Source organism: Pseudoalteromonas sp. UCD-33C, from assembly GCF_001306895.1.
Taxonomy (GTDB): Bacteria; Pseudomonadota; Gammaproteobacteria; order Enterobacterales; family Alteromonadaceae; genus Pseudoalteromonas.
Genome location: NZ_LJTB01000006.1, coordinates 225,078 through 241,447, shown reverse-complemented (window position 1 = coordinate 241,447; position 16,370 = coordinate 225,078). Strand labels below are relative to the sequence as shown.

Below are 16,370 nucleotides of genomic sequence, written 5' to 3'. Positions count from 1 at the left end.
ACTCAACCAAAGCCACTTCATTTATGAGTGGCTTTTTTTATAGCTGTCAGCTGCAAGTTAGCGAGGGTAAAGTTAGCGAGAGTAAAGTTAGTGAGAGTAAAGTTAGCGAGAGTAAAGTTAGCGAGAGTAAAGTTAGCGAGAGTAAAGTTAGCGAGAGTAAAGTTAGCGAGAGTAAAGTTAGCGAGAGTAAAGTTAGCGAGGGTAAAGTTAACGAGGGTAAAGTTAACGAGGGTAAAGTTAACGAGGGTAAAGTTAACGAGAGTAAAGTTCCAAGCTGAGCGGTGCGGTTGTTTTGTGTGGCGTACCTCTCAGCACTTGCCCTTCTCATTCTTCGGGTAGGTTGGTTTGAGCGAAACCCAACATAATCCATCTACACCTTTTCATGCCCTACATTGCATATAAAACTCCACGTAGGAGGTACTTTAGTGCCGAATTTTGTCCATCACATAATCTTCACGGCTAAAGCCGTTCTACAATGCAATCCTAGAACCTAGAACCTAGAACCTAGAACCTAGAGCCTAGAACCTAGAGCCTAGAACCTAGAGCCCTAATTAATAAAATAACCGATAGGTTGCCACTGGCCACTACTTTTGCTGAGACTAATTGTTTCAATGGCCTGCTCTTTATTCATAAATTGGCTTTGAAACTGAATGATCACGTATTCACCATCAGGTGTTCCGGGTAAAGAGTCATAATTCATCAGGCTTAAATTCTTACGTAAAATCACCTTGCCAAGCGGTACCCGAACTTGTTTTAACGCTTTACTCCAGTTGCTTTGTGGCATCGCTTGTTTAAATAATGAATCTGCTTGCTGCCAACTTTGCTGATACTGACCGTTGTCGATTAGTGTAAGCCAGCTTTTAGCGCGATGAATAACTTCGAGTTCTTCAGCGTTTGCACAAAAGCAGCGTAAAAAAGTGATCAATAAGAGCATTTTTCTCATAGCAATTCCATTTACTTGTTGTTTATTGAATTCGTCTTGAAATGTTTTTATGTTTCGGCGACGAACAATAAATACTATTCATCAATTGTGCGGTTTATTTTCCCGCAGATAAGCATTTTAACTGTCGATAAATCTTACAGCACAAAACTCAAGGGCGCTTTGCGCTGCTCTAAACTAATCGATCAGATAACCTAATGGATGCCAGCCATCGGCGGCTTTGCTTAGGCTGAGCGTTTCAACTACTGCCTCTTTATTCATAAACTCGGTTTGAAACTTGACCACTAAATACTCACCATTTGGCAGGCCGGGTAATGAGTCATATTTTGCTGTGCCAAAATAGGTGCGAGACATAACTCGGCCTAAAGGAACGCGTATTTGATTTAAGGCCGTTTGCCATCGAGCTTTGGGCGTGGTGCTTTGAAAGACCTGATCAGCTTGCTGCCAGCTCTCGTGGTATTCTCCAGAATCAACCAAGGTTAACCATGCTCTCGCTGTTGAAATAGGGCTTGTTTCTTCAGCTGAGGTGAAAAAGCACACCAATAACGATGCCAGTAAAAACAGTTTTTGTAGCGTAAATCCATTTACAGAAAGTAATAAAATTTGACGCATAAGACGCCCTCACTTCGTTCATAGGGTGAATTCATAATACGAATGAGTTGGTTGATTTCTATACTGAAAAAGTACTGGAGAAGGCTTTTTAGTGGGATTTAAGTGTTGTTTTTTATTTTAACGATCTTTGCAACTGAGTCCTCAAAGTGGCGATGTAGATTAAATTGTTAAGTTTATGTTGTTGATTTATTGAGCAAATTAATTCGTTTTAACAGCTGCTAAATGTAACGACAATGACCCTAAATAGCACTTATTTTTACTGCTAAGGAAGTTTCGTATTTGCGTGCTCGATAATTCAGAGCCCGCATAGTTACTGGATTTCGGACCCTTTTTGGGGTTTTATGAGATAAGTTAGAAAGGGGAAAGTTGGCTATAGCCGGGAAGGCAAAGTCCAAACCTAAAAGTCATTATTCATAGGTTGGAAGCCTTGCTATTTGTCGTAACTTGAAAATCCCGATAATGCAAACTACCCTCAACGGTGAACCAATAAGGGTAAACTTTATATGGATAGTTCGCTTAATTTATTACGAAAAAAAGCTGAAAAGGATCTGAATCAAGCAACACTTGAAAGCAATGTTGTTTTGGTTGAAGACAGTGATCTTGATTTTACTGTTATCAACAAAGTGCTATCACCTAAGTACAATCTCAGGCGCTTCTCATCAGCCGAGCAATTGTTAGAGCTATTAGGTGATTTAAAAGCCTCACTTTTTTTACTAGATTACCGATTGCCTGGTATGGATGGGATTGATCTGTGTCAGAGAATTCGCAGTGTTCCTGTGTTTGAGCATACCCCCATAATCATGTTAACTGGCGAAAATTATACAAGCTTTGAATATAAATTTTGGGACGCGGGATGCAATGATTTTATTGCTAAACCCTACAGTGCAGTAACACTGCAAAAACGTGTTGAAAAAGAGCTGAAATACAATGCTTTGCTTGAGCAACATAAAGAAGCCTCAATGATTGACTCGCTAACTAAAGTTTTTAATCGACGCTATTTAGAAGTGGTGATGAATCAATTGAGTGCAAGACATGAGTCACCCGAAGTCTCTGTGTTATTACTGGATATTGATTATTTTAAAAAATATAACGACCGTTATGGCCATTTGGCAGGTGATGCAGCGCTTGTATCAGTTACTAACACAGTCAAAAGAGCATTAGCACGCGACACTGATTTTATTTCACGTTGGGGTGGTGAGGAGTTTGCCATAGTCCTTCCACACACTAACTATGATGGCTGTAAGTTGGTGGCAAAACGAATAATAGACTTATTGCACGAAGAGCATATACCCCATGAAGACTCACCGAGTGGTCACTTAACTATTTCAATTGGTGGGGTGACTGTTCCGGAATCTCCAAGAGATTGGAAGAGACTTTTCTTAAAGGCTGACGAAAACCTGTATGAAGCCAAAGAGAATGGGCGTAATCAATTCTGTTTAAAGCCTAAATTCTAAAGTTTTATACCAAGACACTCATTAGCACTCCAGGGTCGCTGATACCTGCTTCTTTTAGCGCATCGCTAATTGATTGGCTAAGAGTCATTATTTGCGTTTGAATTTCCATAACCATCTTGGTCTGCGTTTCAACTTGCACTTTTACAGCTTCATCTTCTTGGTTTTTGAGCGCTTGCAGTTTGGCTAATTGCTCTTTGGCAAGTTCGAGTTGTTCTTTGAGCTTTTCGAGTTGCTCAACCATTTTGCGAATATGTGCGGGGAGTTCGCTAGATACTTCTTCTTTTTGAGCGGGCTCTACTTCACGACCAGAGAGTTTGTTCATCTCTTGGCTGCTGAGTTTGTAGCCTACTTTTGAGTTGGTATTACTGACTGCTGTATCTGCGTTTGAGATAGTTAACGCACTTGCTAATGAGTTAATAGCCATAATGAGAGCGATGAAAGTGAATGATATGTATGTATCGGCAAGGGGTACTAAAGCTTTAGAAAAAAGCCGGGTTTTCACCCGGCCTTTCCAGACAACAAATAGTTGAGGTGAGGCAGCTCACCTCACTTTGTTACTCTTGTGCAGCAGCTGCATCAAAGAGTGCTTTTACTTCTTCAGCGCTAATCGCACCGTTGAAAATTTTCAGTTCATCGATAGCACCGTTATAAGGTGTATCCCAGTAGTTAACACCGAGTGCAAACTCATTTGTTTCACCAGGAACCGTGAATACACGCGGGAAGCCATCGGTTTCTAGCTGTAATTCACCGTTAACATACATCTTCAACACATCACCGTTCGTACCATCAACAGTGAATGCAACATGTGTCCATTCTTTTGCTGGAATACGGCTATCTAGTTCTGCATTATCGAAGAAGGCACCGTTATTTGCCCATAAACGAGTTAGGCCTGTACCTGCCATAGATGGCACATAACTTAACCAAGAGCCTGCACTTGCACCTGCGAAGAACGCTGTAGTGTAATCAGTGAAGGTTTCAGGTTTTAACCACATAGATACTGAGTAATCATTGGTCGTGATTAAGTTATCCGGTAGACGAACACCTGAACCTTCAAGGAATACTGCTTGACCCATGATACCGTCAACAAAAGTTACGTTACCACCAGTGTTGTTGATAAAACCACCCGTTGGTTTACCCGCCGCGTATGCGCCGTTTAATGCACTTAAGTCACCTTCGAAGCTGTATTCAGCAGGTGCAAGTGATTTTAAGGTTACATCGAATGACTTAGTATCAGTAAAGTCTTTGTACTTAATAGTTGCAGTTAATGTCACTACTTGGTCGCCAGCAGAGGCGCTAGGTTGTGTCACAACAGCTGTACCATTAACCGGTTTTAAGTACTCTTCGTTGTTTGACGTCCAGCTAATACCAGATACAAATGGGCCTACACGCGGTAACTCAAAGCTTTCACGTACTGCCGATACATCACCTAAATCAAGCGCATCAGTAATGAAGCTCTCGAATTTAGTCGGATCTGTCAGGTTATTGATAGCCGCACCATTAATGTCTAGACCGTTTAGCGCGTAGTCATAAACGATGAATTCATCAATTTGACCTTGGAAAGGTAAGTCCCAGCCGTAGTTCACACCAAGGGCAAAGTTACCTGTTTGTTCGCTAAAGAAGTCAGGGCGAGGCATCGAACCTGCACGTACACCATCACGATAAAGTGTTGCAGTGCCATTAGCATAAGTGATGGCAATATGATTCCAATCCATTACCGCTGGAGAGTCAGAAATGATTTGGTTCCACATATCTGTGCCATCATCAGCTAAATAACGGCTCCAAAGCATCGGTGTTGACGTAAAGTGTGTACTACCTGGGATCAAGCTCATCCAACGTGCATCAGACGTTGATGCGAAGAATGTAGGCGTGAAGTTAGTTAGTACTGTTGGCTTAAACCAATAAGAAATAGTGTACTCATCGCCTGTTACTAGCTCATCAGGTAAACGAACACCCGTTGCACCATCAAAGTTAAATGCTTTACCTGTCTGACCTTCTGCGTATGCAGCTGTACCGGCACCTACATTTAATAGGTTGTTATCTGTTACACCCGCATCATCAAGGTTACCTAAACCATCACTGAGTGAGTCTTCAAATGCATAGTGTGCAATCGCATTTTTAAACTCTGGGCGCGCTTCTAGATTTACATTAAATGTTTTGGTTGTGCTCTCGCCGTTTAAAGAGATATTAGCCGTTAAAGTAACCGCTTTATCACCGCGATCTGGCGTTGGAATGAATACTGAGCCTTCACTGGTGATGTAGTATTCATCACTGCTTGCCCAGTTAATTGCAGCACCGTCTTTACCTTTGGTTGGTAATGAGTAGCCTTCGTCAGCGATTGATAATTCAGTTTTGATATCAAGTGCTTCTTGAACAGTGCCCAGCACGTTTGCAGTATCCGTAATTTCATCACGTTTACTTGCCCAAATGGTAGCGCCTTCGCTTGATGTAGCTGATACAGTTACAGCCATTGCTTTAGTTGCATCATCCCATTGCCATTTAGCCACGCCAAAGTAAGTACCAGAATCTAACTCAAGTTTAATATTTGAGTCATCAATCATGTACCAGATACCTGGGTCATCACCCGTTACTGAGTGATCTTCGTTCAAAGCAATATGCATTGAGCGAATAGCATCTGTATTTACATCATTGCCATGGTTGATAAATTTGTAATAGCCGTAAAGCTCATCTGCCACAACCATGTTGTCGCCTTCAAGCGGTACATAGCGCTGCGGTGAAGCCATAGGCCAACCTAACGAGTTAATGAACATTTCATGTACGCGAACTTGGTGCGCTTCTGAAATGGTTGGGAACTCAGTAGACGTTTGTGGGAAACGTGTATGCGTTACTAAGATATGACGACCTGTCGCTTCATCGTAGTAAGCAGAGTTATGACCTGGTGATTGGTAGCCCCATGCAGGCGCTGTTTCGCCAAGTTCTTGCGTGTACTCAAAGCCGCCCATTAGTTTTTCGCCGACCTCTAGGCCGCCGATAGCTGCAATGTCATTACCTGCATTATCTAGGTAAGGACCATCTGGTGTTTTAGAGCGAGCAACACGAATGTTGTAGCCACCATTAAGATCAAAACCAGCAACAGAGAAGAATAGGTAGTAGTATTCACTTTCTGGGCTGTACATGACAAATGCACCTTCCATTGCACGGAAGTCACCGCCTACTAGCTTTTTACCATAGCCTTGACCTGCTTCTGGCATACCTGTTTCTTCGTCCATTGCTAGCACGAAAATACCGCCAGAGTATGAGCCGTAAACCATCCAAAGTTTGCCATCAGCATCATAGAAGGCTGCAGGGTCAATGGCGTTAGGATCAACGGCACCATTCCATGTTGTTTGGCCATTATCAAGTGGGTAAGCTGCAAACTCCGCTTCTGTACGATAACCGCTGCGTAAGAAAATACCTTTGTTTGTATACGGACCTTCGATATTGTCAGCTTCAGCTAAACCAAGATAAGAGCGGTTCCAGCATACTTCATCAACAACATCTGGTGTATCTGGGTTATCTTGTGCACAGTGGTTATAGTAGAACCAAAATTTACCATTTGGCGCTTTGATTACATCGGCAGCCCAGTTTCCTGTAAAACCGTCTGTCCATTCAATACCTTCGGCAATTTCACCTGTGTAGTTGTAATCAAATAATGGGCTTTCATTAACGGCTGCGTTAGCTGAAAGGCTCGAAATCATTTCCCAGTTTAAGAGATCAGTTGATTTAGCGGCAGCAAGGTGTGAACCAAAAATATAATAAGTGTCGTCAACTTTAACGACAGAAGGATCGTGCACGCTTACATTGGTAACCATTACGCTACCTGATTCAGTGTATTCAACACTGCTGCTTACTGTCGGTTTTGCACTTTGCGGGTCGGCAACCGCTGGTGCTGTGTCAAGCTTAGTGCCATCTTCTTTGCCACAACCTGTAACAGCCAAAGAGCAGGCTATGACCATGGCTAATTTATTTAATTTCATTTTATGTGTCCTCTTGAAACTGGGATTCATTTTTTTATTCGATTGTTGTCAATAAAATTGCCGCGTGCCTATATCAAACTAATAAGAACGTAGTATTGTAATTTTATAGTACGATTTAAAATGTGCAAATACTTTTGCAAAGGTAATTGATATGTAAACACGAAGTGTCAATGTTTACAATGTGTACAGCGTGATTTTAATTTTTTCAAGTTGCCAGTTTTGGCGCTTTTTTCGCTGTTTTTATTCTTTTAGGGAAGTTTTTACTTATCTGAAAGTGAGGATTTTCCGGTAAATTTGCTTATTTGTATTACATTTGAGCACTAAAAAGGGCTCTTAAAGAGCCCTTTTTGAGATTACTTGTCTTGTTTACTTAGACCTTCAGTGGTCATAATAATACGTTTAAGTGTGCCATCTTCGTTGTAATAAAGCGGCTCAATCGCCACTGAGCGACGAAAACGCCCGCCACTTGGTTTGCCATCAATCGGTGGTACAGCACCAGTATGGTAAATAAAGTAGTCTTTACCTTTGTATTCGATAATTGATTGGTGATTGGTTTCGCTGTTACCTGCGATCTCATTCAAGATACCTTTATATTCCCACGGGCCATGAATGCTTTTACTCATGGCATAACAGATCTTCTCAGGGAACTCACATGCGTACGATACATAGTAGTTGTCGTTTTTCTTGTGAACCCATAACGCTTCGGTAAAGTTAGGTAAGTCTAGCGTTTTAATTTCACCATCAAGAGAGAGTAAATCGTCGCTTAGCTTTACGTATTTTGGCATTAAGTTACCAAAGAACATGTAAGTATCGCCGTTTTCTTCTGTATATATAGCAGGGTCGATGTCGTCCCAATCATTTGGCGTATGCTTGGTCATGTCATCGGTAACCAGTGCATGGCCAATTGCATCTTTAAATGGACCCGTTGGTGACTTAGAAGTTGCAACACCAATTGCAAAACCTGGTTTTGTGTCGTTGTGGCGAACGGTTGTAAAGAAGTAGAAAGTGCCATCACGCTCAATCATGTGTGAAGCCCATGCTTCACCTTTAGCCCATTTAAAGTCTGTTGCTTTCATGATTGGGCCGTGTTTTTTCCAGTTCACCATATCTGTTGATGAAAAGGCTAACCAGTCATGCATTTCAAAAAACACGTCATTATTAGGTGCTTCATCATGGCCTGTATAAAGGTATACGGTGTCATTGTGAACAAGTGCAGCAGGGTCTGCAGTAAATACATCGGTAAATAATGGGTTTTGTGCAACAGCTAAGCTGCTCGAAAAAAGTAATGGTAGCGCCAACGCTTTCAATTTCTTCATGAGTGTCCTTATTAACTAATAATTGTTGTTTGAACTGCAGCTTTTTCAACCCAGAGCTCGCTCTAACTCGCTCTAAGTGGCCAGATAATACACAGTGTACGCCTGATTATACTGAGTAACTGATTGTTTACATCGAAACAAACCAGTAAAAGTGCAGCAAAAAATAACTCTATATTGTATTATTGTATTTTAATCATAGTAGCATCAAAATACGCAGGGTAAATAACTTGTTAGCCTTTTTTGTTGCTCTGGATGAGTGAAAGACAAATTAAAACAAGCAAACGAATAATCGCTAAGTAGCTGATAATAATGGGTCTTAATAAATTCCCAAAACAAAAACGCAGCATGCTTTGAGTTTGTAACATGTTATAATTGCAACGTTTTTTGTAAACATAATGGCAGTTATTTTAATTTGGCTTTTAGAGTTGACTGTTAAATAATCATACAATATGATTAAAGTTCAGGCAGCAATGTATTAACATAAAAATATAGACACACTCGCGCACCGTTTTGACAACACACGATGCACAATGCAGTGGTCACTCTTCGGTAACTGAATGGGGAAAGTTCAGCGGACCGATATAACTATAATTTGGAGAACACCGCTTATGTTTAAAAGAACACACATAGCCAGTGCTGTAGTTATGGCATTTACCTGTCAATTTGCTTTTGCACAGGAGGAAGCACCAAACACTCCTGAGAATAACGTCGATGAGATGGAAGTTATTCAAGTATCAGGTATTCGCGGCAGTTTAAACAAAGCGTTAGATGAAAAACGTGCAAGCGTTCAAATCGTGGATGCAATTGTTGCTGAAGATATTGGTAAATTCCCTGATAACAACGTAGTTGAAGCATTACAACGTGTAACGGGTGTACAAACAACTGGCCGTGGTGCTGGTGAAGTAAGCGCGGTTTCAATCCGTGGTCTTACTGATGTTAATACCACAGTTAATGGTCGCGCTATTTTTACAGGTGCGGGTCGTGATGTGGCGCTGCAAGACATTCCTGCAAGTTTACTTTCAGGCGTAACAGTTTATAAAACCCGTTCGGCGGACCAAATCGAACGCGGTATCGCAGGTGCGATTGATATTAAAACTCACCGTCCTTTCAACTTCGAAGGTGAAAAAGTTGTTTTAGCGGCACGTGCGATTTACTCAGATCAACCAGATGAAGTTGATCCAAATATTAGTGCATTACTCTCTAACCGTTGGGAAATCGATGGCGCTGGTGAATTTGGTGCACTTTTCAATATTTCTTATGCTGAAACACATTACCGCGATGACACCATCACAGCGGGTGCTGCATTCCCATTCTTTACTGATAAACCACAGTACAACTACTCACCGTATTCACGTGTTCCAAATGAATTCTGGACTCAAGGTACTGAGTTAGGTCTACCTACTGCGGCTGGTTCTACTTTAGACGTAAATGGTGAGCCAACTGAATACCTATTAGCACGTGATGCTATTTTTGGTACTTCATTCACCGGTCTTCGTAAGCGCCCGGCAGCGTCTGTATCTTTACAGTGGGCACCAGATGAAACCCTAGAAATCACAGCTGAAGGTTTCTACACAGGTTACGAAAACGAATCGCAAAACGCGATGTGGTTCTCAAATACGTTTGAAAACGGTAACGGCTTCATTGAAACACCAACTGTGTTTGATGGCACTAACGTAGTTAAAGAAAAGCAAGCGATTGGCGCTGGCGGTTTCCAAAGTGGTGACTTTTCATATGGTAAAACAGATAGCTACTTATATGCGCTAGGTGCAGAGTGGCTAGCAAGCGATTACCTAACCATTAATACAGAAGTTGTTTACCAAGACAGTGAGTACGAAACAGATTTCTTCGCAATGCGTTTTGATCGTGTAGCGACGGGTCTTGACGTTGATTTTAATGATAAAGACGGCGTACCAGGCATCGCGTTTTGGGATGATCCAAACACAGCGGTAAACGAAGCAGATATGGCTGCTATCGAAAACTGGAATGCAGGTACTATTTATGACAATGGCGGTGGTAATGCCGGCGATGCACTAACATTCACATTTGATGCTGAATACCTAATTGGTGGTACTTATTTTGATAAAGTGAAATTCGGTGGTCGCTACGAAAAACGAACTGCGCAAGAGTACACACGTGGTCAAGATACTGGTATTGCAAACACATCTGTGGCTAGCTTAATTGAGCAGCTAGCAGCAGCGGGTGCAGCAGGTGATGGTTCTGGTATTGTGTTCCAAGTTGATGATTATTTCGATGGCCGTGCTGACGTATTCGACAGCTTTGTAACTGCTGACGGTGGCTACATGCTTGATAACGGCGATGCTGTTCGTAGCGTATATGGCCTTGAGGCTGAAGATGTATACAAAACATTTGATATCGAAGAAAACTCATACGCGCTATATGCCACAACTAACTTCTTCTTAACGGAAGATATTAGCGGTGAGTTTGGTTTACGTTATGTAAGCTACGAGCAAGATATGGACTTTGTTGCTGAGTCTGGCGGCATGAACTCAAATGTATTTGAAGAAAGCTCAGCAAGTGCTGATAGCAGCGCATTACTACCAAGCTTAGTACTTAACTGGAACATCACTGATGATGTAGTGGGCCGTGTAGCGTACACAGAAACATTACGTATGCCTAACTTTGCTGACTTAAACGCGCTGCAATACTGGTACGATCCTTTAACAGAAGGTGCTACATACGGTACAGGTAATGGTGGTAACCCAGAGCTTAAACCAACAGAATCAAAGAACTATGATGTATCACTTGAATGGTACTTCGCAGATACAAGCTCACTTTACGCGGCTTACTTTAAGCGTGAAATAGAAGGCTTAGTTGTTGCGGGTCGTAAGCAAGTTGTGCGCGAAGGCGATGATGGCGTAACACGCCCATATGTATTAAGTGCACCAGTGAATGCTTCAAACGGTGAACTGTCTGGTTTAGAAGTTGGTTTAGTTTACTTCCCAGAAAACTTACCAGAGTACTTAAACGGCTTTGGTGTGCAAGCAAGCTACACCATGCTTGACTCAGAGCAAGATACACCTGAATTCAATGAGTTAGGTGAAATCTCTGGTTATGTTGATTCACAAATGGCAGGTGTTTCTGATGAATCGTACAGCATCGTAGGTATCTACGAGCGTGATTCATTCGACATGCGTTTATCATATGTATGGCGTTCTGAGTTCTACACAGGTAACGAAGCGGCAATCTTTGCTAACCCGATTCAATTCTGGAATCGTCCAGAGCAAAGCTTAGACTTCCAATTTAGCTACAATGTGAATGATGATTTAGTGGTTACTTTTGATGCAACGAACATCCTAGATGACGTATATCAGAGCTACTACGGTGAAGGTAACGACAACCTATTTAACTTTGGTAACGGTATCTACTCACGTACATTCGCACTAGGTGCACGTTATTCTTTCTAAATTTCTTTTATAGACCTAAAAACCCCGGCTCTGCTGGGGTTTTTTATTGGTTTTTATAAACCAAACCATCGGTCGAAAAGAGTTGCGATTTAATAAGTATGATAATACTATTAATTGGATTAGCATTAAATTTACAAAAATAACGAACGCAATGGCCAAGCTGTGTAATATCTAGGGCTATAAATTTATTTGATACGCAATGTTGAAGCTTTTTAGCATTGCTTGAAATAGTGAGCGGCGGCTCATTATTGACCAATTAGGGTGTTGTTGTATGGAATCTCAAAAGTTATCCGTTGTAGAAAAGGTCGGCTTTGGCGCCGGCGACATGGCAGTAAATGTCATGGTTGCAGCGTTATTCTATTTTATGTCTTTCTTTTACACCGATATCTACGGGCTTGATCCGGTTGATATGGGTGTGTTGTTCTTAGTGGCGCGTTTTGTTGATGCCTTTACCGATCCATTAATGGGGGTGATCACCGACAAAGTGAAAACCCGTTGGGGTCAGTTCCGTCACTGGTTCTTATTTTTATCTGTTCCATATGGTTTGTCGGTCGTACTGTTATTTACCACGCCTGATTTCGACTACAACATGAAGTTAGCGTGGGCTTATGCCACTTACTTGTTTGCGACCTTGATGTTTACCGGTGTTGCTATTCCTTATATCTCTTACATTGGTGTATTAACTGCCGATCCTAAAGAGCGTTTGTCAGCCAATGGCTACCGTATGTTCTTCGCTAAGATTGCCAATGTAGTGATCGTATTTTCAGTGCCGCTACTTGCCTCATATTGGGGAGATGGCAGCTTGTCGTATGGTTATAAACTGGCAATGGCATTGGTATCGGCATGTGCCGTAGCACTATTTTTGTTTTGCTTCTTTACTACTCGCGAACGTATTACCCATGAGCCACAAACCGAAGGCGTACTTACGCAATTAAAAGTACTTATTAAAAACGACCAATGGTTACTACTGTGTGCAGCATGTGTGCTTGGTACGCTTGGCTATGCGATTCGTGGCAGTGTTGCTATGTATTACGCAACCTATTACTTAGGTGTACCAGATTTAGCCGGTGCCTTTACCAGTGCAGGTATTGCAGCATCTATTGTCTCAATGGTGGCAAGTACGTGGATCACCCAGCGCTACTGTAAAATGAAGCTATTCCGTCAATCACAAATTGCCGTGCTATTTATTTCATTACTAATGTACTTTGTAGTGCAGCCTGGCGATGTGATGACGGCGTTTGTGCTTTATATCATCTTGTCATTTGTGGTTGATTTACATGCGCCAGTGTTCTGGTCTGCAATTGCTGAAGCCGTTGATTACGGTGAAATTAAAGACGGCGTTCGTGCATCGGGTCTATCATTTGGTGGTATTTCATTCTGCCAAAAAGCCGGGGGCGGTTTAGCGGGCTTAGCGGGTGGTTTATTACTGGCATTTTTTGAGTACAAGCCTAACGTTGAGCAAACTGAATTTACCCTTATGGGCTTAGCACTGATGCTAACTATCATTCCGGGTGTTTTCCACGCCTTACTAGGTCTGATTTTGAAAAAATACAAAATTACCGATGAGTACTATACGGATATGGTTATTCATAAGCGCCTACCAAAATAACCACTCTTTAAACGCACACACTAAATAAGTGTGTGCGCTTTGCTCTTTAAAATAATAATTCGCTGGGAGACAACAGTATGAACACATTCAAGGTTAGCTATTTAGCAAGCGTTTGCGCTGCAATATTAACTGTTAGCGGTTGCAGTGAAATGCCAACAGACAGTAAACAAGCCGCTTCAGTGGAGCATGCTGAACATACCAGCGAACAACATTTATTTGCCCTAAATCAAGTAAGTTTAAGCGCCAGCCCGTTTTTACATGCGCAGCAAACGAATGTGCGTTATTTATTAGCTCTTCATCCTGATCAGTTGCTTGCTCCTTATCTGCGTGAAGCAGGTCTTGAGCCAAAAGCGCCTAACTATGGCAACTGGGAAAGTACTGGCCTTGATGGCCATATTGGCGGTCATTATCTTTCAGCCTTAAGCCTTGCGTGGGCAGCCACAGGTGACGAAGAATTAAAGCAGCGTTTAGATTATATGCTGAGTGAGCTGGATCGCGCCCAGCAAGCCACTGGTGGTTACTTAGGCGGTATCCCAAATGGCGATGAAATGTGGCAGCAGATTGAAAAAGGTGAAATCAAAGCCGATTTATTCAGCTTAAATGACCGCTGGGTGCCTCTTTATAACATCGATAAAATCTTCCATGGCTTGCGTGATGCATACGACGTTGCTGGCAGTGATAAAGCCAAACAAATGCTATTTAAGTTAGGTGAATGGTTCTTAGCGACCACTGCTAAGCTAACTGATGAACAAGTTCAACAAATGCTGTATTCAGAGCATGGTGGCTTAAATGATGTGTTTGCTGATATGTACTTTATTAGTGACGATGAGCGTTACTTAAAACTAGCCCGTCAGTTCTCTCATAACATCATTATTGAACCCTTATTACACAAAGAAGATAAGTTAACTGGCCTGCATGCAAATACGCAAATTCCAAAAATTATTGGCATGTTGAAAGTAGCAAATGCCAGCGATGATAAAGCATGGCAGCAAGGTGCTGACTTTTTCTGGAAAACAGTCAGCCAAGAGCGCTCAGTATCAATTGGCGGTAACTCGGTACGTGAGCATTTCCATGATAAAAGTGATTTCACGCCAATGGTTGAAGATGTTGAAGGCCCAGAAACCTGCAACACTTACAACATGATGAAACTTAGTAAGTTATTATTTTTAAAAACCGGTTATACGCGTTATTTAGACTATTATGAGCGCGCCACATATAACCATATTTTATCGTCACAACACCCAGAGCATGGCGGTCTTGTTTACTTTACCTCAATGCGCCCTGGGCATTACCGTATGTATTCGTCAGTGCAAGATTCAATGTGGTGTTGTGTAGGCTCAGGTATTGAGAATCACAGCAAATATGGTGAGCTGATTTATAGCAATACCGGTAAAGAGCTATGGGTAAACTTGTTTATTCCTAGCACGTTAAACTGGCAACAGCAGGGTTTGCAAATCACGCAAGAAAGCCAGTTCCCAGATGATAACAAGGTCTCACTGACCGTGAATCGTTTGTCTGAGGGGCAAAGCTCTGAGTCGGTGATTCATATTCGTAAACCGTCTTGGCAGCAAGGTGAGCTGAGCTTTACTTTAAATGGACAAGCTGTAAGCGCAACCGAAAAAGACGGTTACTACAGTATCAGCCATGCTTGGCAAAGCGGTGATAAGCTTGCCTTTGAACTTAGTCCTAAGCTTTATACTGAGCAGCTACCTGATGGTCAGCATTATTACTCTGTGATGTATGGGCCTGTTGTAATGGCTACCAAAGTACAAGCATTTGCAAATGAGCAGCTTAACTTTGTTGCTGACAATAGCCGCATGGGCCACATCGCCGCTGGGCCAACTTGTCCGCCAGAGGCTCTTCCAATCATGCTGAGTGAGCCAGAACAATTTATTGCCGATCTCACTCGTAAACCGGGCCAAAAGCTCGCATTTATCGCCGATAAAAATGTGGCGATTGCCAAGCAAGGTATCGATAACACTAAGAGCACAGAGCTAATTCCGTTCTTCCGCTTACACGATAGTCGCTATCAAGTGTATTGGCCTCAGCAAAGCGAAGCAGAGTTCACGCAATTTGTTGCCGATGCAAAAGCGGCTGAGCAAGAGAAAGAGCAGCTTCGTTTATTAACCGTTGATCAAATTACGCCGGGTGAGCAACAACCTGAAGTCGAACACGATTTTAAAGGTGAAGGAACCCGTGCAGGTGTTAATAATGGTCATCACTGGCGCGATGCGACAGGTTGGTTTGAATATCAGCTTAATAACCCAGAACAAAAAGCGGTTGCTTTGCGTGTTCGCTATTTTATTGGCGATGTAGATCGTCATTTCTCTATTAATTTAAATGGCGAGCAATTAGCTGCAGTTAGTTTGCCTGTAGGTAAACCAACGGATGAGTTCTACACCATTGATTACCCATTAACAGAAGCAATGAAAAAGTCGAAAACGTTGACCTTACGTTTTACTGCCGACAAAGATTCTGTTGCCGGTGGTATCTATGGTATTCGTTTAATCAACGCACAATAAAGAGTTGGCTATGTTAAGCAACAATGTATTTGCGACGGCTAAAGAGCATGTTTTACCGTCGCTTTTAGATAACAGCGCAGAGCAACACAGTTTTTACCAAACCCCGACAGGACTTGGTTATCGAGTGATTGAGCAAGGTCAGGGGGATAAACCTAGTTGGGATGCCACTGTGACTGTGCATCAACGCGTTACCCTTACAAATGGTCGGGTGTTGTTTGATACTCGAAAGCAAGGTGCTGCTGTAGAGTACGAAATTGCAGAGGCGATAGTGGGCTTGCAAGAAGCATTGCAATTAATGAATAAAGGCAGCCGCTTTGAGGTGCTAATACCTGCGCATCTTGCACGTGATGTGTACAGCGCATTTATTGAAGAAAAGCATCAGCAAGGCTGCCAAAGCCCCATGCTCGTTGATATTACCTTGGTTGATTTTAGTTAATAACACCTACTTTCAACCTCAAACTAGGTCATTAAAGCAAATAAAAAACCTGCAATTTTGCAGGTTTTTTTGTGTGTTGAAT

11 protein-coding genes and 1 pseudogene are annotated in these 16,370 nt (G+C 42.1%); 6 read left to right on the top strand and 6 right to left on the bottom strand.

Annotated elements, in window-relative coordinates; genetic code table 11:
• Positions 1-17: 17 nt before the first annotated feature.
• Positions 18-125 (bottom strand): annotated as a pseudogene (locus tag AOG26_RS21095) (hypothetical protein); the annotation flags it as partial.
• Here AOG26_RS21095 and AOG26_RS21090 point away from each other — a divergent pair.
• Positions 91-339: a pentapeptide repeat-containing protein gene (locus AOG26_RS21090; RefSeq protein WP_160316769.1), complete on the top strand. Its 249-nt coding sequence runs from the start codon at positions 91-93 to the stop codon at positions 337-339. The pseudogene AOG26_RS21095 and the gene AOG26_RS21090 sit on opposite strands and share 35 nt — an antisense overlap.
• Before the next feature lie 208 nt (positions 340-547).
• Here AOG26_RS21090 and AOG26_RS13665 read toward each other — a convergent pair whose 3' ends face one another.
• A complete protein-coding gene (locus AOG26_RS13665; RefSeq protein WP_054562991.1) occupies positions 548-943 on the bottom strand; it encodes a DUF4019 domain-containing protein in 396 nt (131 codons plus the stop codon).
• A gap of 174 nt (positions 944-1,117) precedes the next feature.
• Positions 1,118-1,552 (bottom strand): DUF4019 domain-containing protein, encoded by a 435-nt coding sequence (locus tag AOG26_RS13660; RefSeq protein WP_054562990.1) that lies wholly within the window; start codon positions 1,550-1,552, stop codon positions 1,118-1,120.
• A gap of 503 nt (positions 1,553-2,055) precedes the next feature.
• On the opposite strand from AOG26_RS13660, the gene AOG26_RS13655 reads away from it, so the two are divergent.
• Positions 2,056-3,006, top strand: a complete 951-nt coding sequence (locus AOG26_RS13655) for a GGDEF domain-containing response regulator (protein WP_054562989.1) — start codon at positions 2,056-2,058, stop codon at positions 3,004-3,006.
• A gap of 4 nt (positions 3,007-3,010) precedes the next feature.
• Here the strand turns inward: AOG26_RS13655 and AOG26_RS13650 are convergent, their stop codons facing one another.
• The 3 genes from AOG26_RS13650 to AOG26_RS13640 all read right to left on the bottom strand — a co-directional run bounded on the left by AOG26_RS13650 (position 3,011) and on the right by AOG26_RS13640 (position 8,296).
• Positions 3,011-3,508 carry a hypothetical protein gene (locus tag AOG26_RS13650; RefSeq protein WP_235575496.1) on the bottom strand — a complete coding sequence of 166 codons (498 nt, stop codon included), beginning with the start codon at positions 3,506-3,508 and terminating at the stop codon, positions 3,011-3,013.
• Positions 3,509-3,560: 52 nt separating this feature from the next.
• Positions 3,561-6,980, bottom strand: coding sequence for a LamG-like jellyroll fold domain-containing protein (locus AOG26_RS13645; protein ID WP_054562987.1), 3,420 nt, complete (start codon positions 6,978-6,980; stop codon positions 3,561-3,563).
• Positions 6,981-7,333: 353 nt separating this feature from the next.
• Positions 7,334-8,296, bottom strand: a complete 963-nt coding sequence (locus tag AOG26_RS13640) for a glycoside hydrolase family 43 protein (RefSeq protein ID WP_054562986.1) — start codon at positions 8,294-8,296, stop codon at positions 7,334-7,336.
• 608 nt (positions 8,297-8,904) lie between these two features.
• Here AOG26_RS13640 and AOG26_RS13635 point away from each other — a divergent pair.
• The 4 genes from AOG26_RS13635 to AOG26_RS13620 all read left to right on the top strand — a co-directional run bounded on the left by AOG26_RS13635 (position 8,905) and on the right by AOG26_RS13620 (position 16,288).
• Complete coding sequence (locus AOG26_RS13635; protein ID WP_054562985.1) at positions 8,905-11,721, top strand: TonB-dependent receptor; 2,817 nt, start codon at positions 8,905-8,907, stop codon at positions 11,719-11,721.
• Between the two features lie 271 nt (positions 11,722-11,992).
• Positions 11,993-13,330, top strand: a complete 1,338-nt coding sequence (locus AOG26_RS13630; RefSeq protein WP_054562984.1) for an MFS transporter — start codon at positions 11,993-11,995, stop codon at positions 13,328-13,330.
• 77 nt (positions 13,331-13,407) lie between these two features.
• Complete coding sequence (locus AOG26_RS13625; protein WP_054562983.1) at positions 13,408-15,852, top strand: glycoside hydrolase family 127 protein; 2,445 nt, start codon at positions 13,408-13,410, stop codon at positions 15,850-15,852.
• Between the two features lie 10 nt (positions 15,853-15,862).
• A complete protein-coding gene (locus AOG26_RS13620) occupies positions 15,863-16,288 on the top strand; it encodes an FKBP-type peptidyl-prolyl cis-trans isomerase (protein WP_054562982.1) in 426 nt (141 codons plus the stop codon).
• Positions 16,289-16,370: the final 82 nt, after the last annotated feature.